This window comes from Mesorhizobium sp. WSM4817 (assembly GCF_055811135.1).
In genome coordinates this window covers 118,678-138,890 of the sequence record NZ_JBVVQQ010000017.1, presented here as the reverse complement: position 1 = coordinate 138,890, position 20,213 = coordinate 118,678, and the positions used below count along the sequence as shown (strand labels likewise).

Genomic DNA, 20,213 nt, shown 5'->3' with positions numbered 1-20,213 from the left:
CGTGGGGCAGGAGCGGTTCCAGAGCTTCGGTCTTGCCACGCCACCGGCACTCGATGTGATCCCGGCGGACGACGCTGTTGCGCTGCTGAAGAGCGGCAAGGCGACAAGAAACGCTTTGCTCGCCTACGGCAACGGCCGCTCCTATGGCGATTCCTGCCAGAATGGAGCCGGCACGATCGTCGATATGCGGCCGCTGAACAGGATCCGCGCCTTCAATGCCGAGACCGGCGTGATCGAGGCCGAGGCCGGCGTGCTTCTGTCCGACATCATCGCCCATGCAGCGCCATACGGCTTCTTTCCCGCCGTCGTTCCGGGTACGCAGTTCGTCACGCTCGGCGGCGCCATCGCCAACGACGTTCACGGCAAGAATCATCACCGGCGCGGCACCTTCGGCTGCCACGTCGAATCCTTGACGCTGCTCAGATCAGACGCACAGGCCCATTATTGCTCGGCCACCGAGAATGAACGCCAGTTCGCGGCGACGATCGGCGGCATGGGGCTGACTGGCCTGATACTGTCCGCATCGATCCGGCTGATGAGGGTGCCATCGCTCGACATCATCGAGAAGGTGACGCCGTTCCGTGATCTCGGCGAGTTCTTCGAACTTGCGGAAGCGGCCGATCAGGCCAACGAATACGTCGTCGCCTGGATCGACCAGCTTGCCGGCGGCCAAAGTCGCGGGCGCGGGCTGCTGTTCACCGGCAATCACGCCGAGCATGGCTCCCATGTGGCCTTGCGGGCCGGTGAAAATCTTTCGGTGCCGTTCCAGCCGCCGTTCAACGTGCTCAACCGGCCGTTCCTGACTGCGTTCAATGCCGCCTACCGGTGGAAGAAAGGCCGGTCGACGGCGCCGCGCCAGGTCGGGTACCAAGGTTTCTTCTTTCCGCTCGACGGCGTCGGCAACTGGAACCGGCTCTATGGGCCGAACGGGCTTTTCCAGCACCAGAGCGTGATGCCGCAAGACGTCGCGCGCCGAGTGGTGCCGACGTTGCTTGCGGCGGCAAAACGGGCCAGGCAGGGCTCGTTCCTCACAGTCCTGAAGCGCTTCGGCGGGGTCCGCTCGCCGGCACTGCTGTCGTTCCCGCGGCCGGGTTTCACGCTGACGCTGGATTTCCCCAACCGTGGCCGGGCGACGCTGGCGCTGCTGAAGGAACTCGACCAAATCACAGTCGAGGCCGGTGGCGCAATCAATCCCTACAAGGACGCCCGCATGGGCGACGACGTTTTCGCAGCCTCCTTTCCGGAATGGCAACGCCTCGAAGCGATCCGCGATCCCGCCTTCATGTCGAGTTTCTGGGCGCGAACGGCGAAAAAGCTCGAGGCGCGACACGGAACCGCCGAAGCCGCGGAATAGATAACATTCGAATAGGTCGTGGTTAATGCGTCGATAACTCAAGCTTTCCTCAAGACTTTTTGTGCTTCACGAAATGTTTGGAAGTTTTCAATAGGACGGGGGAGGGTTGATGGAAAAAACATGAAATACATCGTCTTCATTCTGTTCACGGTCATGACCAATGCCGCCGCGCAACTCATGCTGAAGCAGGGCATGATGTCACTTGGTTCGAATTCCTTCGAGGGCAGCAATCCGTTGCTGAAGCTGTTGCAGATTGTCTTCAGCCCGTGGGTTTTCCTCGGCCTGTGCACCTTCGTCATCTCGATGGCGTCACACCTCTATGTGCTGTCCAAGGTTGAGCTCAGCTTCGCCTATCCGTTCCTCAGTCTCGCCTATGTCGCCGTTGCGATCTTCGCCTATTTCATCTTCCGCGAAGACCTCAATGGCTGGCGCATCGCCGGCATCGCTTTCATCTGCGTCGGCACGGTGCTGATCGCCCAAAGTGGCCGGGATTTGGCTGGTCTCGGGCATAACGAGGAAACGGCATCCCTTTCGTCCGACAAGATTCACAGTGGGATCGTTCGATGAGACATGTGATCTTCGGCGGTGACGGTTTCGTCGGCCGCCACCTTGCCCCGAAACTCCTGGCCGATGGCGAGGAGGTGGTCGTCGCCGATATCGCTAAAAGCGACCTGCCGCATTACCGCTCGGTCCGATATGTCGGGTGCGACGTCACCGATCCGGCATCGGTGGCTTCGGTCGGTCTGAAGGCCGACGACATGGTCTACAATCTGTCGGCGAAAATGCTGTCGCCGATCCAGGTGCGCGCCAAGCGCCACGAATTCTTCTTTCCGGTGAATTTCCACGGCACCGAGCACATCATGCAGGCGATGGACAGAGCCGGCGCGCCCAAGCTCGTCCATTACACGACCGACATGATCTACGGCCACACGGTCACGCAACCGATGACCGAGGAACACCCGGTTGCGCCGCTCGGCGAGTATGGCTGGTCGAAGCAGAAGACCGAGGAACTGGCCGTCGAATGGCGCAAGCGCGGCATGTCGATCTCGCTGTTTCGGCCGCGCCTGATCATCGGCCCCGGCCGCCTCGGCATCCTCGAAAAACTGTTCAAGCTGATCGACTGGAACCTTCCGGTGCCGATGATCGGCTCGGGCAAGAACCCGTATCAGTTCATCTCGGTGTTCGACTGCGCCGAGGCGGCGCGCGCCGCGTGGAAGGCCGGCGTGCCTGATGAGGCCTATAATCTCGGCTCGCTCAACCCGCCGCCGGTCCGGAAATTGCTCGGCGCCCTGATCAGGCATGCCGGCTCGAAATCGATCCTGATCCCGACCCCGGGCTGGGCAGTCAAGCGAACGCTCGACCTGCTCGACCTCTTGAACATGCCGATCATGGATCCGGAGCAGTATCTGATCGCCGACGAGGACTGCGTGCTCGACGTGTCCAAGGCCAAACGCCAGCTCGGCTGGGTGCCGCAATATCGCGACGAGGACATGCTGATCGCCGCCTACAGCGAATATCGCGCCAAGAAAGACGGCCATGCCGTCGCCGCCAAACATGTGCCCGCCGAGTGAAGGGCCAGCAGGAGACTCTTGAGATGACCGTCATGACCAAGCCAGACCACACGACTGCGCGCGCCACGGTCAGCGTGCCGGCGCTTTCGCCCGCCACCACCGCCAAGCCCGATCTGATCAGCGTCGAGCAGGCCAAGGCGATGGACGTCGCGCGCATGACCGACCTGTTCAAGGCGCATCTCAACCCCGGCCAGCTGCATTTCATGAAGCTGCTCGGCTTCCACAAGATCAAGGTCGAGCGCGCCGAAGGCATGTTCTACATCGACCAGAGCGGCCGCAAGATCCTCGATTTCTTCGGCGGCTTCGGCTCGCTGGCCTTCGGCCACAATCATCCGCGCCTTCTCGAGGCGCGCAAAAAGTTCCAGGAGGAGAAGCGGCAGGAGATCGCCATCGCCTTCATGTCGCAATACGCGGCGGCGCTGGCGCACAATCTCGCCAAATGCTCGCCCGGCGACCTCGACATGGTGTTTCTGGGCTCTTCCGGCTCCGAAGCCATGGAGGCGGCGGTGAAGCTCGCCGAGCGCGCCGCCGGCCCGAAGCGGCCGAAAATCGTCTATGCCGAGAATTCCTTCCACGGCAAGACCAAGGGCGTGCTGGCGATCACCGACGGCTCGCTCTATCGCGCCGACTTCAAGATGGCCGACAATGTCATGCGCATTCCGTTCGCCGACATCGAAGCGGTCGAGCGCTCCTTCCGCTCCGATCCCGAGGTCGGCGTCATCGTGCTCGAAACCATCCAGGGCGGCGGCGGCATCATCCAGGCGCCTGCCGAATACTGGCAGAAGCTGCGTGCGCTATGCGACCAATACGGTGTTCTGTGGGTCGCCGACGAGGTGCAGTGCGGCTATGGCCGCTCCGGCCGCTTCTATGCCTTCGAGCACTACGGCGTCGTTCCGGACGTCACGGCGCTGGCAAAGTCGCTCGGTGGCGGCAAGGCGGCGGTCGGCGCGATGATCGCCAGGCGCGAGGTCTACATGAAGGCCTATGGCACGCCGAAGACGGCGATGATCCACGCCATGGCCACTTTCGGCGGCATGGGCGAGGCCTGCGTCACCTCGATCGAGGCGCTCAACGTGCTTTACGACGAGGGGCTGATCGACAACGCCGCGGTCACCGGCGACTATCTGCTGCAACGCCTGCAGACGTTGCGGGAAAAATACCCGAAGATCATCAAGGAGGTCCGCGGCAAAGGCTTGATGGTCGGGCTGGAATTCCACGATTTTTCGCAGACCTTGCCGATGGTGCTGCGGCCTGTGGTCAGCGTGCTTGACGACAAGCTGAAGGGATCCTTGTCCGGTTTTGTTGGTGCTTTGCTGCTGCGTGACTACGACGTGCTCGTCGCCTTCACCGAATACAACCGCAACGTCATACGTCTCGAACCGCCGCTGATCTGCCAGCGCGAACATGTCGACCGCTTCGTCGAGGCGCTCGACAGCCTGTTGTCGCGCGGCATCGTGTTGATCGTGAAGGATTTCGTCAAAAGCCAGGTCCGTTAGCCAGGTGCGCCGAGCGAGACCATGCTGAGCAAGTCTCCGGCTCCGACAAACCTGCTCGACCGGCTGACCAAGGCCGGTCTGGCATGGGGCGAGGGCACCTATGCGCGTCTTGCCGCACCGATCGGCGCGGCTGCCTTCGCGCTCTACATTCTGCTGACCGCGGCGACGGCATGGTTCATGCCTGACGCCAATTGGGACATGCTGCCCTACCTCGCGATCGCCGAGGAGGGCACCTATCGCGATGTGCAGGCGCTGCACGATTATGCCTATGGCACGGTCAGGGACGGCCTGTCGGCGAGCGACTACCAGGCGCTGACCGATGATGGCGGCGGCTTCCGCAGTCATATGGCCGGGAATGCCGCCGATTTCCATTCGCTGCTCGGCATGTACCGGATCAAGTTCCTTTACGCCGAGATCCTGTCGACGATGAGCTCGGCGATGTCGCCGGTCGCGGCGATGCGGCTGCTGCAGGTGTTCTCGGTATTGCTGTTCGGCGCGATCGCGCTGCTCTGGCTGCGCTCTGAGGGCGCGCTGGCGCTGACGCCGGTTCTCGGCGCGGTGCTGATCATGGCCGATTTCGGTGACGCGGCGCGGGCGTTGACGCCTGATCTGCTGTGCTCGGCGCTGTTCCTCGGCGGGCTCTTTGCCTATAGGCGCGGTCGTGAAGTGGCCACCGCGATCCTGCTTTTCCTCGCTTTCATGGCTCGGCCCGACAATATTGTTTTCCTTGCTATTTTTGCCGTGTTGCTGGTCGCCTTCCGGCAGAGGGCGTGGGGCGCGCTGGCCGGCTTTGCCGCCTCGCTCGTCGCCTATTTCGCCATCTCGCACTGGGCGCAGCATCCCGGCTGGTGGCCGCATCTGTGGTTCTCCTCGATCGAGCAGCACTACAATATGGCCGGCTTCGATCCGCCGTTCTCGGCTGTCGCCTACCTCCGGGCTTTTGCCGTCTCCGTGGTCCGTGCCGTCGGCCTGAACAACTGGGTCGGCGTCTCGGTGCTGGCCCTGGCGGGGTGGTATGCCTCAAGCCGTGCCGGCTTCAAGTTCGACCGCCGCGCCGGCATTCTGTTTGCGGCGTTGGTGCTCGGCGTATCGGCCAAATTCACGGTCTTCCCGATCCACGACACCCGCATCTATTTTCCCAATCTGATCCCGCCGTTCCTGCTGCTCGCCGGGCCATTCATGGCGTTGTGGGCATCAGCGAGCACCAAAGGGCGCGGCGCCGCGCCATTGCACGTCATTCCTGGAGACAAGTCATGAGTTCCGTTTCCAGCCTGGCGCGCATCGCGCTGTCGCTCGGCCTCCCCGCTGGCATCCTCGATCGCGGGCCGTCGCTGCGCGGTACGAAGTTCCTGGCGAAGGCCGCGCTGAAGGCGCGCCTCAGTGGGGCAAAAAGGCGGTTCCAGATGGTCAATGTCGGCGCCTGCGATGGCGTGTTGTTCGACGATGTGACGCCGTGGCTGCACCGCATCCCGCACGCTCGCGCCGTACTGGTCGAGCCGATCCCGCACAACCAGAAGCGCTTGCACGCCAACTATACCGATACGGGCCGCTTCGTCATCGAGCCGGTCGCAGTGACGAAGACCAAGGGAACGATCACGGTCCACACCTTCGATGCCGCCGCACTCGAGGCTGGCACGCTGCCGATCGAGTTCATCGGCTGCTCGTCGGTGACCGACACCAATTTGATGTCGGGCAAGAATGCCTGGGGCCAGGCCGATGCCAACTTCAACAAATTCGCGCCGCACCTCAGGGATATCGAAGTGCCGTCGGAGACATTGCAGACGCTGCTCGACCGCAACGGCATCACCCATATCGACCCTTCCTTGTCGATTGCGAAGGCGCCGACTGGATCGTCTTCGAGCAGCTCGACCTAGAGCGCTACCGTCCCGGCATGATCAAGGTCGAGGTTGGTGCGTTGCCGGCGGCCGAGATCGGCCAGGTCGTGGTCAAGTTGAAGACCGCTGGCTACCAGGTCGGCTTCCAGGCCGAGGACATCTGGGCCTTCGCCTGAGGGATAGCCCCGGGCCCGAAAGCAGCTGATCCTTTCGGGTCGCGTCGCATCTGCAGCGTGTCGCAAACAGGCGGTAGCATGGCGGCTGCCGCCTGCATATTGTGCGCCGATCAAACGGGCGCCGGTGCCCGCTTTACCACTTTGGAGTCGCGGGCAATGGCAGGGTTTCCGGAAAAGGCGAAGGTCGTCATCGTCGGGCTGGGCGGTATTGTCGGCGCATCGATCGCCCATCACCTGATCGAGCGCGGATGGGACGACATCGTCGGCATCGACAAGTCAGGGATCCCGACCGATATCGGCTCGACAGCGCATGCTTCCGACTTCTGCTACACCACCAGCCATGATTTCCTGTCCTGCTGGACGACGCTCTACTCCATCGATTTTTACGAAAAGATGGGTCACTACGCCCGTATCGGCGGCCTCGAGGTTGCCCGCGTCGGCGACGACGATCGCATGGCAGAGATCAAGCGCAAGATCGTCTCGGCAAAGGCTTTCGGAACGCGTGCCCGCCTGATCGAGCCGGCCGAGATCAAGCAGAAATTCCCGCTGATCGAAGAAGAGATGGTGCAGGGCGGCCTGTGGGATCCCGATGCCGGTCTCGTCATCCCACGCTCGCAAACGGTCGCCGGCAAGCTGGTCGACCAGGCGGAAGCCTCCGGCAAACTCAAATCCTTCGCCAACACGCCGGCCAGGTCGCTCGTCGTCGAGAACGGTCGCATCAAGGGCGTGGTGACCGATCGCGGCACCATCGAAGCCGACTACGTGATCGTTTGCGCCGGTATATGGGGCCGGTTGATCGCGGAAATGGTCGGCGAGGACCTGCCGGTCATGCCGATCGACCATCCGCTCACCTTCTTCGGGCCTTATACCGAGTTCGCCGGCACCGGCAAGGAGATCGGGTGGCCGCTGCTGCGCGACCAGGGCAACTCGGCTTACATGCGCGACACCGGCGATCCCAAGACCGCCGAAGGCGGGCAGATCGAGTGGGGCTATTACGAAGAGACCAATCCGCGCCTTTGCCATCCGCGCGACCTGCTGGAGAAGGACCAGGCCCGCCTTTCGCCCTCGCAGCGCGACCTCGACATGGAACAGATCCTCGCGCCGCTCGAGCGCGCCATGGAACTGACGCCGATCCTGGGCGAACTGGGCTACAATGAGAGCCATTCCTTCAACGGTCTTCTGCAGGTGACGGCAGACGGCGGCCCCTCCATGGGCGAGAGCCAGAAGGTGCGGGGCCTCTGGTATGCCGTCGCGATCTGGGTCAAGGACGGCCCTGGCATGGGCAAGCTCATCGCCGACTGGATGACGGACGGCCGGACGTCGATCGACCACCACGCCATCGACTATTCGCGCTTCTATCCGCACCAGACGCAGGAGCAGTTCATCTGGGATCGCTGTACCGAAACGGCGATGAAGGTCTACAATCCGGCCGTCCATCCGCGCGAGCCCTTCTCCAAGGCTCGCGACGTGCGCCGCTCGCCGTTCTGGGAGCGCGAGAAGGAACTCGGCGGCTATTTCATGGAACTCGGCGGCTGGGAGCGCGCCCATGGCTATGCCGCCAACGAGCACCTGCTCGAGAAATACGGCAACCGGGTGCCGGTGCGCGAAAACGAGTGGGACAACCGCCATTTCTGGCGCGTCTCCAATGCCGAGCATCTCGCCATGAGCGAGGATTGCGGCATCGTCAACCTGTCGCATTTCGCGATGTACGACGTGGAAGGCCCGGATCATGTCGCGCTGATGGAATGGCTATGCGCGGCCAGGATCGGCGGCGATGCTAACATCGGCAAAGGCATCTATACCCACTTCCTCGACGACGAGGGCATGGTGCGCGCCGACCTGACCGTCATCCGCATGGCCGACCGCTGCCGCGTCATCGACGGCGCCGATGCCGGCCCGCGCGACTTCCACTACATGCGGCGGACGGCAGAAGACAAAGGGTTCGATGTCGCCATCACCGACGTGACCGAAAAATACGTGACCGTCGGCATCTGGGGTCCGAACGCGCGCTCGACCTTGCAGAAGGTCGTCGAGGACCCGGATGGCCTGACGCCGGAGAACTTTGCCTTTGCGGCGATCAAGCCTGTCAGGATCGCCGGCAAGGACGTGACCGCTTTCCGGATCTCCTATGTCGGCGAGCAGGGCTGGGAACTGCACATGCGATACGAAGACGGCCTGGCCGTATGGGATGCTTTGCGTTCGACCGGCGTGATGGCTTTTGGCGTCGAGACCTATGCCAACAGCCGCCGCATGGAGAAGAGCCTGCGCCTGCAGAATGCGGATCTTTTGACCGAGTACAATCTGCTGGAGGCCGATCTTGCCCGCCCAAAGGTCAAGGAGGCCGATTTCAGCGGCAAGGCAAAGCATCTGGACTATCGCGCCCGCGCGCATCAGCCGGCCATGCTCTGCACACTTGTCATGACGGATAATGTCGATTCCAACGGCGTTGCCCGTTATCCCGTCGGCACGCTGCCGGTGATGGACCCGCAAACGGGTGAAACGCTGGTCGACGAACTCGGCCGCCGATCCTTCACGACCTCGGTCGCCTACGGCCCGACCATCGGCAAGAACATTGCGCTCGCCTATCTGCCGTGGACGTATTGCCAGGAGGGCCGCAAGCTGGATGTCGAATATTTCGGCGAGACATACCCGGTCGAAGTGGCCGCCGTCGGCTACAGGCCGCTCTACGACCCGGACAACCTCAAGCCACGCAGCTGAGCCTCCCACAAAAGAGGTGAGGGGCGGACTCGCAAAAATGTGAATGCAAGGACTTAAAGCGCGTCACGTTTTGTGGGGCCATGCGGCAGCGCCTTAAGTTCTCGTTTTTATGCAAGTCGTTGCCCAAACCCGCTGCGCATCCTTGGTTCAAGCCCGAGGGCATGCTTTTGGACGACATGCATTAGCCCGGGGCTAGGCTTTTCGCTTTGTGGCGCGACGATTTTCGCTTACCTTGCGGCATGTCTGCTTTTCCCCGCGCAGGACATCTCCTCTCAGGCGCCGCCGCGCTGGCGCTGACGTTCGTCCAGGCGCCGGACTCCCGCGCTGCCGATCCCGTTGACGTCGAACTGGTGCTGGCGGTCGACGTTTCGCTGTCGATGTCGCCGGCCGAACTCGAAATCCAGCGTCGCGGCTATGTCGCGGCACTGACGCATGACACGGTACTGCAGGCCATCGCCGACGCCGCCTACGGCAAGATTGCCGTCACCTATGTCGAATGGGCCGGCACGACCTGGCAGCACATCATCGTGCCGTGGACGGTGATCGCCAATCGTGCCGACGCCGAGCGGGTCGTCGAGCAACTCTCCGCCCATGCGCCCAACAGCGCGCGGCGCACCTCGATTTCCGGTGCCTTGCAATTCAGCAGCGATCTCTTCGCCGAGAGCGGCTTTCAGGGCGTCAAGCGCGTCATCGACATTTCAGGCGATGGCCCCAACAATCAAGGTGCCCCCGTCGACATCATCCGTGACGAACTGGTCAGGCAAGGCATTACCATCAACGGCCTGCCGCTGATGACCCGGGGCGGCTTCACCAGCGTCTACGACGTCAACTATCTCGACCGCTATTACACAGACTGCGTCATCGGCGGGCCCGGCGCGTTCATGATCCCGGTCAACGAGTGGACGCAGTTTCCCGAAGCGATCCGCCGCAAGCTGGTGCTTGAGCTTGCCGGGCCTGCCTCACCGCAATGGGCGGCGGAAGAAGCGGCGCATCCGCCGGTGGTGCTGGCGCAGGACAAGCCGGTCACCGACTGCCTGGTCGGCGAGAAAATGTGGCGCGACCGAAGCTGGATGTTCGACACCCGCTAGACTTCAATCGCCATCCGCCAGAGGTACGCGTGCAAAATATTGCCTTGTCTTGTCTACGCGGCCAGCAACTGCTTGCGATCGACGCGCTCCTGCTGCGGCGAGCGCGCATAGAGCTCGCGGTAGCATTTGGAGAAATGCGAGGCGGAGACGAAGCCGCAAGCGACCGCCACTTCGACCACCGGCAGCGATGATTGGATCAGCAAGTGCCGAGCCCGGTCGAGGCGGATCTCCAGATAGTAGCGGGCAGGGGATCGTCCCATCTCGGTGCGGAACAGGCGCTCGATCTGCCGGCGTGACAGGTCGACATGGTCGGCGATCTCGATCAACGACAGCGGCTCGGACAGGTTTGCTTCCATCAATTCGATGATGGTCAGCACCTTGGAGTTCTGCACGCCAAGGCGTGCGCGCAGCGGCAGGCGCTGGCGATCGGTCGGGCTGCGCACGCGGTCAGTCAAGACCTGCTCGCAGACCCGGTTAACGAGATTGTCGTCGAAATCGTCGCCGATCAGCTTCAGCATCATATCGAGCGCCGCGGTGCCGCCGGCGCAGGTGTAGATGTTCTGGTCGATCTCGAACAGGTCGGCAAAGACATTGGCCTTCGGGAACGCTTCGGAAAAGCCCGGCAGGTTCTCCCAATGAATGGCGCAGCGCTTGTTGGACAACAGGCCGGCGGCGGCCAGTATATGAGCGCCAGTGCACAGGCCGCCGATGGCGACGCCGCGATTGTATTCCTCGCGCAGCCAGGCGAAGGCCGATTTGTTCTGGTAGCGCTCGACATTGATGCCGCTGCAAACGACCGCCATGTTCGGCCGTTCGGAGCCGGACATCTTCTTGCGTTCGTCCTCCAGCGAGGTGTCGACGGCGCATTCGACGCCGTTCGAGGCGCGCACCGGCTTGCCGTCGATGCTGGCGAGCCGCCAGCGGTAGGCTTCGTAGCCGAGCATCCGGTTGGCCGAGCGCAACGGATCGAGCGCCGTTGCAAAGGCGATCATGGTGAAATCGGGGACCAGGAAGAATACAAACGATCGCCTGATCGGATGATTTACGACGTTCACAGGGTAACCCTCACGCTGCAATGGCGCGAACAGGATGTCGCGATCAGCATAGCGACATCAGGAAAAATCTTTCCTGTCAATCGGCTAGGCGGCAACGAAAAGACTTTATTTGCGACATGGGTCGCAAATGGGCAATCGCTATGCGATGACGACCCAACCTGCTGCCGGATTGAGCATTAGGCCGCATGTGGTCGGGGCATGCCCAGGCACGCCGCCTCGGCAAACCGAAGCGGCGTTGTGATCAAACTTTGAAGCAGCGAGCGCCGCTTGCGAGCTTGGCAGATCAGGCGACGAAGCCGAGGCGCGCGGCGGCCACGGCGCCGGTCTGGCCAGGCATTGTGTTGGCAAGGCGCTGGCGCTCGAGCGCGGTCGTCAGGCTCATTTCACGGCGAGCAAAAAGGCGGGCAAAAAGCTTCATCATCATCTCCATTCGGTTGCTCAGACGGGTCGCCTTCGCGTGATGGAGTGGGGCAGCTCGTTGGCTGGCGCTGATATAGGCTTACGTGAAGGGAAACTAAATCACAAAAGCGAAGCACTTGACATGAAAAGCGACATGGCATGCGATAAGTTTGGGCAGTCTGCCCAAGATTTGTGAATATGTACAAGGCGTTAGGCAGGAATCCCGCTGCTATGCGGCGTATTCATATGCGTCATGCAACGGCGACATGGCTCTAAAAGAACATTTGATCAACAAATAAAAAGGCCTGCCGGATATGGTCTGTGCGGCAGGCCTTCAGCTTTTGATACACACGATCTATTTTGCTCCGCCAGCCCAGGATCCAACGCCGTGGCGAGTGCCGGTCTTGGTGTCGGCGGCTTCAGGCCAGCCGATATCCTTCTGCAGTTCGATCGGCAGAGAGCGGATGGCGCGTTCGGTCTGGTAGCGGGCGCGGGCCGCGCTGAATTCGGTCGCGATGCGGCCGATGGATGACAGGATGGACATTTTAATTCTCCTTAGGGTTGGGCCGGGTGCCGGTGCTCGGCGGACCAAGCGCTACATCCGGTTTGTTTCAGCTTCATTTCGTGTCGATTGCAGATCAGTGTCGCAGTCGTTTCAACCCCGCCTTCGATGCGTCTGCCTTCGATGGAGTTGACTATCCTCCCAAAGTGATGTTCAATCAAACGAAATGGAATGATAGTTTGCATCAGAAAAATTGAAGGTCGATCCCGATGAACGCCCCACTCAATCATCCGTTGCCGCTGCTCGATCTCGACGTTTTGCGCACCTTCGTGGCGATCGCCGAAACCGGCAGTTTCACCACCGCCGCCAGTGCCGTCTTCCGCACACCGTCGGCTGTCTCCATGCAGATCAAGAAGCTGGAGGACATTCTCGGCCGCTCGGTGTTTGCGCGCGACGCGCGCTCGGTGACGCTGACCACGGATGGCGAGATGCTGCTCGGCTACGCCCGCCGGCTGTTGTCGATCAACCGCGAGGTGGTGTCGAAGTTCATCATCCCCGACATTGTCGGGGTGGTGCGGCTCGGCTCGCCCGACGACTATGGCGAGCGCGTGCTGCCGCACGTGCTGAAGCGTTTTGCACAGTCGCATCCTTCGATCGCCGTCGACGTGACCATCGACCAGAGCGTCAATCTGCGTCGGCGCATGGACGACCGGGCGCTCGACATCACGCTTCTCACCAATTCATACAAGACCAGCGCGCTCGGCGCCGAAGTGCTGCTCACCGAACCGATCGTCTGGGCCGGCGCCAAGGGCGGCTGCGCGCATCTGCGCGAACCGCTGCCGGTGTCATTGTGGGAAGAGGGCTGCGCCTGGCGGGCCGGGGCGCTCGAAGCGCTTGGGCGTGAGGGCCGCAACTACCGCGTCGCCTATATGAGTGCGCACACCGCCGGCCAGCGCGCCGCAATCATGTCCGACCTCGCGGTGGCGCCGCTGCCGAAATCGTTCCTCGGCAGCGACATGGTCGAGCTTTGCCCGAAGGACGGCATGCCCGATATCGGCACCTACAATCTGGCCATGGTCGTGGCGCCGGACGCCAGCGCGCCAGTGAAAGCCGTTGCCGATCACATCCGTGCGACCTTCGAAGTGTTCAAAGAAACCGGAAAGTTTTGATTCAGGACTTCGACGGCGTAGACAGGTTGTGAGTGGGGACTTCACGACCTGTCCTTTGCAGTGCCAATTCGCCGGCCTTGGCATGATAGCTTTCGGTGTCGCTGGCTAAAAACGTCACGATGCTGTCCCGCGCGCGCCGCGCTTCTGGCATGTCGATCAGCGGCCAAGCATGGAACATGCCTTGCTCGTGCACAACCTCTATCGCGACACCGGCGGCACGGGCCTTTTGCGCGAAGATCAGATTGTCGGGGGTCAGCATGTCGCGCGAACCGGTCAAAAGCAGCGTTTTCGGCAACACCGAGAGGTCACCGTAAAGCGGACTGATGCGCCAGTCGCTGGGATCTATGCCGGCACTGTAGAGCCGGACTGCCTCCAGCCCGCCAGGAATTCCCAGCCACGGATCGTAGCGTTCCGCCTCGAACAGTTCGGGGTTGGCGAGCGACAGATCGAGCCCGGGCGAAATCAGCACATGGCGCGACGGCAATGGCAGGTCGGCTTCCGCGGCCATCATGGTCAGCACCACGGCCATGTTGCCGCCGGCGGAATCGCCAATGAAGACGATGTCCTGCGCTTCCGTTTCGTCGAGCATCTGACGGTAGACCTCGCCGACCATGCCGAACATGGCGTGGAAATCGTGTTCGGGAGCAATGGGGTAGATCGGCACGGTGATGCCGAAGCCCAGCCGGTCGGCCATATCGGCGATCAGTCCCCAGTGATAAGACGTGATTTGAAAGACATAGGCGCCGCCATGCAGGTAGAGGATCCGCTTTCGCTCGCCGGTCTTCGGCGCGATCTCGTACACGGGAAAGCCGTCCACGCTGCGCGTCGCGATCTCGAAACGCTGATGCAGCGATGCGGGCGGCTGATGGTTCTCCGTCTTGCGGGCGTAGGCGATCCAGCGCTGCAGGTTTTCCGGGCTGGAAAAGGCTTTCTTGCGGCTATACCTGAGCACGAAGGAAACGACGTGGCTTTTGATACTGGGCATGCGGACACACGGACTTCGGCTGAGCCGACTAAGAGAACCCCTCGCAATCGAAGATCGTGCCTTCGCCCAGAATGTCAAGATTTGCGCGGTCTCAACACGGCCCTGTGATCTGGCTGGCAATCAAGGCCAGCGCAGCATCGCTCAGCGCCTGGGCAGCAGTACGGCGCGCAGCCGACGGTCGCTTGCTGCCGGAGCCGGATGACGGTTCCGGCGCTTGGCCAGCAGCTTGCATTTGTCGGCGAAGGTCATCAGCGCGCCGAACCCAGAAGCAGGGCCGAGAAGGTGACCTGCGGGTCGTTGCGCGGCGACACGGGCCAGCCGATATCCTTCTGAATTTCGGGCGGCAGGCTGTTCATGGCCCGGACCGACCTGTTCCTGTTGTGCGCATGCTTGATGGCCGTACCAAAGCGGCCGAGGCTTTCGAACATCGACATCTTCATCTCCCTTGGAGTGCTGCGGCGGCTGAAAGTTATTTCCTGCCTGCCGTTCGATGCCGGTTAAATGCGCCGCGTGTGTATCGGGTGGACTTCGCGAAAACAGCGCCTTGTTTCTGTTTGGGCTGATCCGGAAACATATGCATGCAAATGAGAATGAGGGTGAGTGCAGCTTTTAGCAGCGGGATGCTACCCCCGGCCGCGCCGGGCGGCGTGGCCTTCGCGCGAACGACGCCGTGGGGCGGCATCGCCGGCAATGCCGTCCTCGCTCACGGTCTTGCGCGGCGGCAGCTTCACCGCCGCCGATAGTTTTGGGAACGGGTCGATCTTGTTCGGCAGCGCCATGGCATAGACGAAATGCTCCTGGAATCTCGGCTCCAGCGCCGTCTCGATCTTCTCGATCCGGCTCACCGTTTCCTCGATCTCGCGGCGATAGCCGCGATTGAGCAGCGCCATGCGCGCACCGGCACCGGCGGCGTTGCCGACGGCCGAGACCTTGTCGAGATCGCAGTCGGGGATCAGTCCCAGCACCATGGCGTATTTCGGATCGATGAAGGAGCCGAAGGCGCCGGCGAAGTGGATGCGGTCGACATGATCGGTGTGCTGCTTTTCCATCAACAGCTTGGTGCCGGCATAGAGTGCTGCCTTGGCGAGCTGGATGGCGCGCACGTCGGTCTGGGTGATGGTGATCCTCGGCTCACCCTCCTTCAGCACGTAGGAGAAGGTGCGGCCACTGGCGGTGACGCGCGGCGAGCGGGCGCAGAGCCCACCGTCGACGACGCCGTCCTCGGAGATGATGCCGGCCAGGTACATCTCGGCGACCACCTCGATGATGCCGGAGCCGCAGATGCCGGTGACGCCGGTTGCCTGGACGCTGTCGAGGAAGCCGGGCTCGTCGGACCACAGTTCCGAGCCGATGACGCGGTATTTCGGCTCCAGCGTGTCGGGATCGATGCGGACGCGCTCGATGGCGCCGGGCGCAGCGCGCTGGCCGCCGGAGATTTCCGCGCCCTCGAAGGCCGGACCGGTGGGCGACGAGGCCGCCACGACGCGCTGGCGATTGCCGAGCACGATCTCGGCATTGGTGCCGACATCGACGATCAGCATCATCTCGTCCTGGCGGTGCGGGCCTTCCGACAGCGTCACCGCAGCCGCGTCGGCGCCGACATGGCCGGCGATGCAAGGCAGCATGTAGAGCCTAGCGCCCTGGTTGAGCTTCAGGCCGATATCCGACGCCTTGATGTGCACGGCGCCCGAGACAGCCAGCGCGAAGGGCGCGCCGCCGAGTTCGGTCGGGTCGATGCCGAGGAACAGATGGTGCATGATCGGATTGCCGACGAAGACGCAATCCAGGATGTCGTTGCGCTGGACGTTGCCTTCCGCGCAAACCTTGTCGACGAGACCCGAGATCGCCTCGCGCACCGCGACCGTCATGCCTTCGCGGCCGTCCGGGTTCATCATCACATAGGAAACGCGGCTCATCAGATCCTCGCCGAAGCGGATCTGCGGGTTCGACGTGCCTGACGAGGCGGCGACGCGGCCCGACAGCAGCGACACCAGATGCATGGCGATAGTGGTCGAGCCGATATCGCAGGCAAGCCCGTAGGCCTCGTTCTTGAGGCCGGGCCACAACGAGATGACCCGCGCGGTCTCGCTGTCGGCATCCTTGTGGATGGCGGCGGTCGCGGTCCAGTTGCCTTTGCGCAGGATGACTTGCACCTGCGGCAGCAGATGGAAATCGAAATCGAGGCTGTTGAGCCCCCAGTCCTTCATCAGCGCGATCTTCAGGCGATCGAGATCGCCTGATGGATTGTGCATGTCGGGCTCTTCGATCTCGACATAGCACATGTGGATTGCCGAATCGCGGGCAATGACCCTGGTGTCGGCATCCTTGCGAATGGTCTGGGCGTTGATGACCGTGTCCTGCGGCACATCCACGACGAGATCGCCCAGGATCTGCGCCGAGCAGGACAGGCGGCGCCGTTCGGGAAGGCCGCGCACGCGTTCGTAGCGTTCCTCCTTGGCGCCCTTGGGCGAGATGTGGTCGTTGGAAGAGACGATCTTGTGCTTGGCGAAATTGCCTTCCTGCACCTCGACCTGGCAGCGCCCGCAGGTGGCGCGTCCACCGCACACGCTCTCGACATAGACTCCGAGCTGGCGTGCGGCATCGAGCACCGGCGTGCCGACCGGAAACCGCCCGCGCTTGCCGGACGGCATGAACAGCACGAGTGGATCGGTGATGTTGGCAGGAGAGTTCACGATTGCGCGCTTATCCTCGGGCCATACGGGCTTCACGACCCCCGCGCCGGCGACCGCCATTGCCATTACCTTCGCCCGGCGCATTGACTTGCGTGGGCGCCGCGATCGCCTGGCCGCCTTCGGCCGGCTTGTAGTCCTTGTAGGTCCTGATCCAGTTGGTGCAGTTCTCGTCGGTGCCGTTCAGCACATTGGCGCCGCGCACCGCTTCCATCTCTTGCGGACGCACCGGGTTCATGATCGCCGAGGTCATGCCGGCGCCGATCACCATCGGGATGAAGGCAGCATTGATGCCGTGGCGGTGCGGCAGGCCGAACGAGATGTTTGACAGGCCGCAAGTGGTGTTTACCTTGAGCTCTTCACGCAGCCGGCGCAGCAGGGCAAAGACCTGGCGGCCGGCGTCGCCGAGCGCGCCGATCGGCATGACCAGCGGGTCGACGACCACGTCATGCGCCGGAATGCCGAAATCGGCGCAGCGCTCGACGATCTTCTTGGCGACGGCGAAGCGCACATCCGGATCCATCGAAATGCCTGTCTCGTCGTTGGAGATGGCAACCACCGGGACATTGTATTTCTTGACCAGCGGCAGGATGGCTTCGAGCTTTTCTTCCTCGCCGGTGACGGAGTTGACCAGCGGCCGGCCCTTGGCGACCCTGAGCGCCGCCTCGATCGCCGCGGTCACCGAACTGTCGATCGATAGCGGCAGGTCGACCAGCCCCTGCACGATCTCCAGCGTCTGCACCAGCAGGCCGGGTTCGGTCTCGTTCGGGTTGACCGAGGTGACGCCGGCATTGACGTCGAGCATGGTCGCACCGCAGGCGGCCTGTTCCAGCGCGTCCCTGATGACGGTATCGAAATTGCCTGCGATCATCTCGGCCGCGAGCTTCTTGCGCCCGGTTGGATTGATGCGCTCACCGATCACGCAGAAGGGCTGGTCGAAGCCGATGATGATTTCTCGTGTCGCCGAGGCGACGATCGTCCGGGTCATGCAATCTCTCCCTCGTGATATAAAGACTTCTTTATATCGTTTCTGTTTTCGATCAAGCGAATGGTGGCGTCCGCGCCATCAATGCGCGGTCTTGACCATGTCGACCTGCGTTTCGGTGATCTCGTCGTGCAAAATGTGGTCGAGCCGGTCGGCGACGAGCTGATCGTCGCGGCGGATTTCGCGTTTCCAGGGCTGGCGCCCCTTCAGCACGCCCGATTCATCGACGATCTCGGCGACATATTCCTCCTGGCGATAGGCCATCACATGGACGCCGCAGACGCCGGGAATTTCTTTCACCTCGTTGATGATATCGATGCAGAGCTGCTTGCCTTCCTTCTTCTGGTCCTGGGCGCCTTCCAGCCGCTTGACGATCGAATCGGGGATATGAATGCCCGGCACGTTTGAGCGGATCCATTTGGCGGTCTTGGCCGAGGCCAGCGGTCCGACGCCGCACAGGATGAAGCATTTTTCCGTAAAACCGAGATCGCGGACCTGCTGCATGTAGGTGCGGAACATCGGCACGTCGAAGCAGTACTGGCTCTGCACGAATTGCGCGCCGGCGGCGATTTTCTTGCCCAGCCGGTAGGGGCGGAAATCGATCGGCGGCGCGAAAGGGTTGATCGCCGCGCCGAGGAAAAGCTGCGGCGGCGTCGTCAGCTTGCGGCCGGACAGGAACTTGCCGTTGTCGCGCATGATGCGGCAGGTTTCCAGCAGTGACATGCAGTCGAGATCGAATACCGGCTTGGCGCCTGGCTGGTCTCCGGCCTGCACGCCGTCGCCGGTCAGGCACAGCATGTTGGCGACGCCCATCGCCGCCCCGCCCAGCACGTCGCCCTGGATGGCGATGCGGTTCCTGTCGCGGCAGGCGATCTGCATGATCGGGGCATAACCCATGCGGGTCAGCAGCGCACAGATGCCGACCGACGACATGTGGCAGTTGGCGCCCGAGGCGTCGACGGCGTTGATGGCGTCGACCCAGCCGTCGAAGATTTTGGCGCGGTTGTAGACGTCTTCCGGATCGGCGCTGTCCGGCGGGTTGAGCTCGGTGGTCACCGCGAATTCGCCGCGCCTCAGGACGCGCTCCAGCCGGCCGCGCGAGGTGTGGCCGGGCAGGGGGTCGAGCGGCAGATGGATGCCGGCCGGGTTCTCGTCGGGCTGGCGGCCGATCATGCCGGTGCCCCAGGTTTTGGAACATTGCGCGCGGCTTCGCGGGCGGCGGCGGCCTGTGCGGTCACCCGCAGCCATGCCGAGGTCTCGCGCAGCGACTGGTCGACCGGCTTCTGCACGTCGAGGATCTTGTCGCCATGCACCATGTTGCGTGAACCTTCCCAGGCCTTGACCCAGACGCACGGCATATCAGGCTCGACCTCGCAATTGCCGTTGGCGCGCACACCGCCGCAAGGGCCGTTGCGCAATTGCTTGGGGCAATTCATCGGGCACGACATGCCGGTAGAAGAAAGGACGCACTGGCCGCACATTCGGCAGTCGAACATAAAACCCTTGACGCGTTTTTCGACGAATTTGATCGGACCTTCGACGCGGCCGTAACCGATGCGCTTCCACAGCGGATGGAGGAGCAAAAACATGTCGGAGAACCTGGCGTAGAACCATTCGAGCAGTCGCGAGTGGCGGACGGACCACAGCCTGACCGCGAAGGAGCGCTGCACGCGCCGCTGCGGCGACACGTCGGCCGGCTTGTAGTCGGATTTCGGCGCTGCCTTCTTGACCAGAGTGGCCTGGGTAATCGCCGGGGTCGTTTCAGACATCTTCTTTTCCGCCCGCCTTGACCAGAGCGACCAGCCGCTCGCGGTCGTATTTCGCGTCGATGTCCTGAAAGGCTTTTTCCGCCTCGCCTTCAAGATCGTCGCTGACCGGCATGGGGTCGGCCTTGCGCCATTCGGCAAGGTAGTCGTCGGTGCCGCCGGCGCCGGTGCGCATCGCGCACATGTCGATCGCCTCGGTAAAGCGCAGCGGCAGTTCGCGCTTGGCGTTCTGCCGGCCCTTCTTGACGATGACCTGGGCGGGGATGTCGCGCCAGTAGACGACGATCAGATCGGCCATGAATTTCCTACTCCTCGCGCATGACCCCGAAAATCGGCATCGATTTTGGAAAGGATCATGCGCCGACTTAAAGTGCTACAGCGTCCATTGCGCGTCCAATAGGACGCGCGGCGCTGTAGTGAGTGC

The 20,213-nt window shown here is 62.6% G+C and carries 18 protein-coding genes and 1 pseudogene; 9 read left to right on the top strand and 10 right to left on the bottom strand.

Annotated elements, in window-relative coordinates; translation table 11 throughout:
• Position 1 precedes the first annotated feature (1 nt).
• From AC0L2K_RS22565 to AC0L2K_RS22530, 8 genes and pseudogenes are all read left to right on the top strand, one after another.
• Entirely contained in the window at positions 2–1,354 is a 1,353-nt protein-coding gene (locus AC0L2K_RS22565) for an FAD-binding oxidoreductase (protein ID WP_287230248.1), read from the top strand.
• A gap of 120 nt (positions 1,355–1,474) precedes the next feature.
• Positions 1,475–1,921, top strand: a complete 447-nt coding sequence (locus tag AC0L2K_RS22560) for an EamA family transporter (RefSeq protein WP_473532361.1) — start codon at positions 1,475–1,477, stop codon at positions 1,919–1,921.
• Positions 1,918–2,925, top strand: coding sequence for an NAD-dependent epimerase/dehydratase family protein (locus AC0L2K_RS22555; protein ID WP_128166914.1), 1,008 nt, complete (start codon positions 1,918–1,920; stop codon positions 2,923–2,925). The genes AC0L2K_RS22560 and AC0L2K_RS22555 overlap by 4 nt, the downstream gene beginning before the upstream one ends.
• Positions 2,926–2,948: 23 nt before the next feature.
• The gene (locus AC0L2K_RS22550; protein WP_473532360.1) at positions 2,949–4,421 is read left to right on the top strand and encodes an aspartate aminotransferase family protein; all 1,473 of its coding nucleotides are present in this window, start codon (positions 2,949–2,951) and stop codon (positions 4,419–4,421) included.
• A 21-nt stretch (positions 4,422–4,442) separates the two neighbouring features.
• Complete coding sequence (locus AC0L2K_RS22545) at positions 4,443–5,678, top strand: hypothetical protein (protein ID WP_128166910.1); 1,236 nt, start codon at positions 4,443–4,445, stop codon at positions 5,676–5,678.
• Positions 5,675–6,432: pseudogene (locus tag AC0L2K_RS22540) on the top strand (FkbM family methyltransferase). Before AC0L2K_RS22545 ends, AC0L2K_RS22540 begins: the two are co-directional and overlap by 4 nt.
• 156 nt (positions 6,433–6,588) lie before the next feature.
• A complete protein-coding gene (locus AC0L2K_RS22535; RefSeq protein ID WP_473532359.1) occupies positions 6,589–9,150 on the top strand; it encodes a GcvT family protein in 2,562 nt (853 codons plus the stop codon).
• Positions 9,151–9,389: 239 nt separating this feature from the next.
• A complete protein-coding gene (locus AC0L2K_RS22530) occupies positions 9,390–10,238 on the top strand; it encodes a DUF1194 domain-containing protein (RefSeq protein ID WP_473532358.1) in 849 nt (282 codons plus the stop codon).
• A 53-nt stretch (positions 10,239–10,291) separates the two neighbouring features.
• Here AC0L2K_RS22530 and AC0L2K_RS22525 read toward each other — a convergent pair whose 3' ends face one another.
• From AC0L2K_RS22525 to AC0L2K_RS22515, 3 genes are all read right to left on the bottom strand, one after another.
• Positions 10,292–11,230, bottom strand: coding sequence for a GlxA family transcriptional regulator (locus tag AC0L2K_RS22525; protein ID WP_268931722.1), 939 nt, complete (start codon positions 11,228–11,230; stop codon positions 10,292–10,294).
• Between the two features lie 346 nt (positions 11,231–11,576).
• On the bottom strand, positions 11,577–11,723 hold the full coding sequence (locus tag AC0L2K_RS22520) for a hypothetical protein (protein WP_198032808.1): 147 nt from the start codon (positions 11,721–11,723) through the stop codon (positions 11,577–11,579).
• A 324-nt stretch (positions 11,724–12,047) separates the two neighbouring features.
• Positions 12,048–12,236, bottom strand: coding sequence for a hypothetical protein (locus tag AC0L2K_RS22515; protein ID WP_077383673.1), 189 nt, complete (start codon positions 12,234–12,236; stop codon positions 12,048–12,050).
• A 227-nt stretch (positions 12,237–12,463) separates the two neighbouring features.
• On the opposite strand from AC0L2K_RS22515, the gene AC0L2K_RS22510 reads away from it, so the two are divergent.
• Positions 12,464–13,363 carry a LysR substrate-binding domain-containing protein gene (locus AC0L2K_RS22510; RefSeq protein WP_023798923.1) on the top strand — a complete coding sequence of 300 codons (900 nt, stop codon included), beginning with the start codon at positions 12,464–12,466 and terminating at the stop codon, positions 13,361–13,363.
• Between the two features lies 1 nt (position 13,364).
• On the opposite strand, the gene AC0L2K_RS22505 is transcribed toward AC0L2K_RS22510, so the two are convergent.
• From AC0L2K_RS22505 to AC0L2K_RS22475, 7 genes are all read right to left on the bottom strand, one after another.
• Entirely contained in the window at positions 13,365–14,348 is a 984-nt protein-coding gene (locus tag AC0L2K_RS22505) for an alpha/beta hydrolase (protein ID WP_473532357.1), read from the bottom strand.
• 248 nt (positions 14,349–14,596) lie between these two features.
• Positions 14,597–14,782 (bottom strand): hypothetical protein, encoded by a 186-nt coding sequence (locus AC0L2K_RS22500; RefSeq protein ID WP_023798926.1) that lies wholly within the window; start codon positions 14,780–14,782, stop codon positions 14,597–14,599.
• A gap of 189 nt (positions 14,783–14,971) precedes the next feature.
• Complete coding sequence (locus AC0L2K_RS22495; RefSeq protein WP_128246538.1) at positions 14,972–17,101, bottom strand: ASKHA domain-containing protein; 2,130 nt, start codon at positions 17,099–17,101, stop codon at positions 14,972–14,974.
• Complete coding sequence (locus tag AC0L2K_RS22490; protein WP_023798928.1) at positions 17,052–18,026, bottom strand: methyltetrahydrofolate cobalamin methyltransferase; 975 nt, start codon at positions 18,024–18,026, stop codon at positions 17,052–17,054. Before AC0L2K_RS22490 ends, AC0L2K_RS22495 begins: the two co-directional genes overlap by 50 nt.
• Positions 18,027–18,104: 78 nt before the next feature.
• Positions 18,105–19,196, bottom strand: a complete 1,092-nt coding sequence (locus tag AC0L2K_RS22485) for a methylenetetrahydrofolate reductase (RefSeq protein ID WP_027154501.1) — start codon at positions 19,194–19,196, stop codon at positions 18,105–18,107.
• Positions 19,193–19,792: a methylenetetrahydrofolate reductase C-terminal domain-containing protein gene (locus AC0L2K_RS22480; protein ID WP_027154500.1), complete on the bottom strand. Its 600-nt coding sequence runs from the start codon at positions 19,790–19,792 to the stop codon at positions 19,193–19,195. Before AC0L2K_RS22480 ends, AC0L2K_RS22485 begins: the two co-directional genes overlap by 4 nt.
• On the bottom strand, positions 19,785–20,087 hold the full coding sequence (locus AC0L2K_RS22475; protein ID WP_128173850.1) for a virulence factor: 303 nt from the start codon (positions 20,085–20,087) through the stop codon (positions 19,785–19,787). Before AC0L2K_RS22475 ends, AC0L2K_RS22480 begins: the two co-directional genes overlap by 8 nt.
• Positions 20,088–20,213 lie beyond the last annotated feature (126 nt).

Bases quoted from the DNA above. Each gene is read 5' to 3' on its own strand.
- AC0L2K_RS22530 (WP_473532358.1), top strand. From the start codon at position 9,390: ATGTCTGCTTTTCCCCGCGCAGGACATCTCCTCTCAGGCGCCGCCGCG.
- AC0L2K_RS22475 (WP_128173850.1), bottom strand. From the start codon at position 20,087: ATGGCCGATCTGATCGTCGTCTACTGGCGCGACATCCCCGCCCAGGTC.
- AC0L2K_RS22505 (WP_473532357.1), bottom strand. From the start codon at position 14,348: ATGCCCAGTATCAAAAGCCACGTCGTTTCCTTCGTGCTCAGGTATAGC.
- AC0L2K_RS22550 (WP_473532360.1), top strand. From the start codon at position 2,949: ATGACCGTCATGACCAAGCCAGACCACACGACTGCGCGCGCCACGGTC.
- AC0L2K_RS22560 (WP_473532361.1), top strand. From the start codon at position 1,475: ATGAAATACATCGTCTTCATTCTGTTCACGGTCATGACCAATGCCGCC.
- AC0L2K_RS22555 (WP_128166914.1), top strand. From the start codon at position 1,918: ATGAGACATGTGATCTTCGGCGGTGACGGTTTCGTCGGCCGCCACCTT.
- AC0L2K_RS22495 (WP_128246538.1), bottom strand. From the start codon at position 17,101: ATGGCGGTCGCCGGCGCGGGGGTCGTGAAGCCCGTATGGCCCGAGGAT.
- AC0L2K_RS22490 (WP_023798928.1), bottom strand. From the start codon at position 18,026: ATGACCCGGACGATCGTCGCCTCGGCGACACGAGAAATCATCATCGGC.
- AC0L2K_RS22515 (WP_077383673.1), bottom strand. From the start codon at position 12,236: ATGTCCATCCTGTCATCCATCGGCCGCATCGCGACCGAATTCAGCGCG.
- AC0L2K_RS22500 (WP_023798926.1), bottom strand. From the start codon at position 14,782: ATGTCGATGTTCGAAAGCCTCGGCCGCTTTGGTACGGCCATCAAGCAT.
- AC0L2K_RS22525 (WP_268931722.1), bottom strand. From the start codon at position 11,230: ATGATCGCCTTTGCAACGGCGCTCGATCCGTTGCGCTCGGCCAACCGG.
- AC0L2K_RS22520 (WP_198032808.1), bottom strand. From the start codon at position 11,723: ATGGAGATGATGATGAAGCTTTTTGCCCGCCTTTTTGCTCGCCGTGAA.
- AC0L2K_RS22485 (WP_027154501.1), bottom strand. From the start codon at position 19,196: ATGATCGGCCGCCAGCCCGACGAGAACCCGGCCGGCATCCATCTGCCG.
- AC0L2K_RS22545 (WP_128166910.1), top strand. From the start codon at position 4,443: ATGCTGAGCAAGTCTCCGGCTCCGACAAACCTGCTCGACCGGCTGACC.
- AC0L2K_RS22535 (WP_473532359.1), top strand. From the start codon at position 6,589: ATGGCAGGGTTTCCGGAAAAGGCGAAGGTCGTCATCGTCGGGCTGGGC.
- AC0L2K_RS22480 (WP_027154500.1), bottom strand. From the start codon at position 19,792: ATGTCTGAAACGACCCCGGCGATTACCCAGGCCACTCTGGTCAAGAAG.
- AC0L2K_RS22510 (WP_023798923.1), top strand. From the start codon at position 12,464: ATGAACGCCCCACTCAATCATCCGTTGCCGCTGCTCGATCTCGACGTT.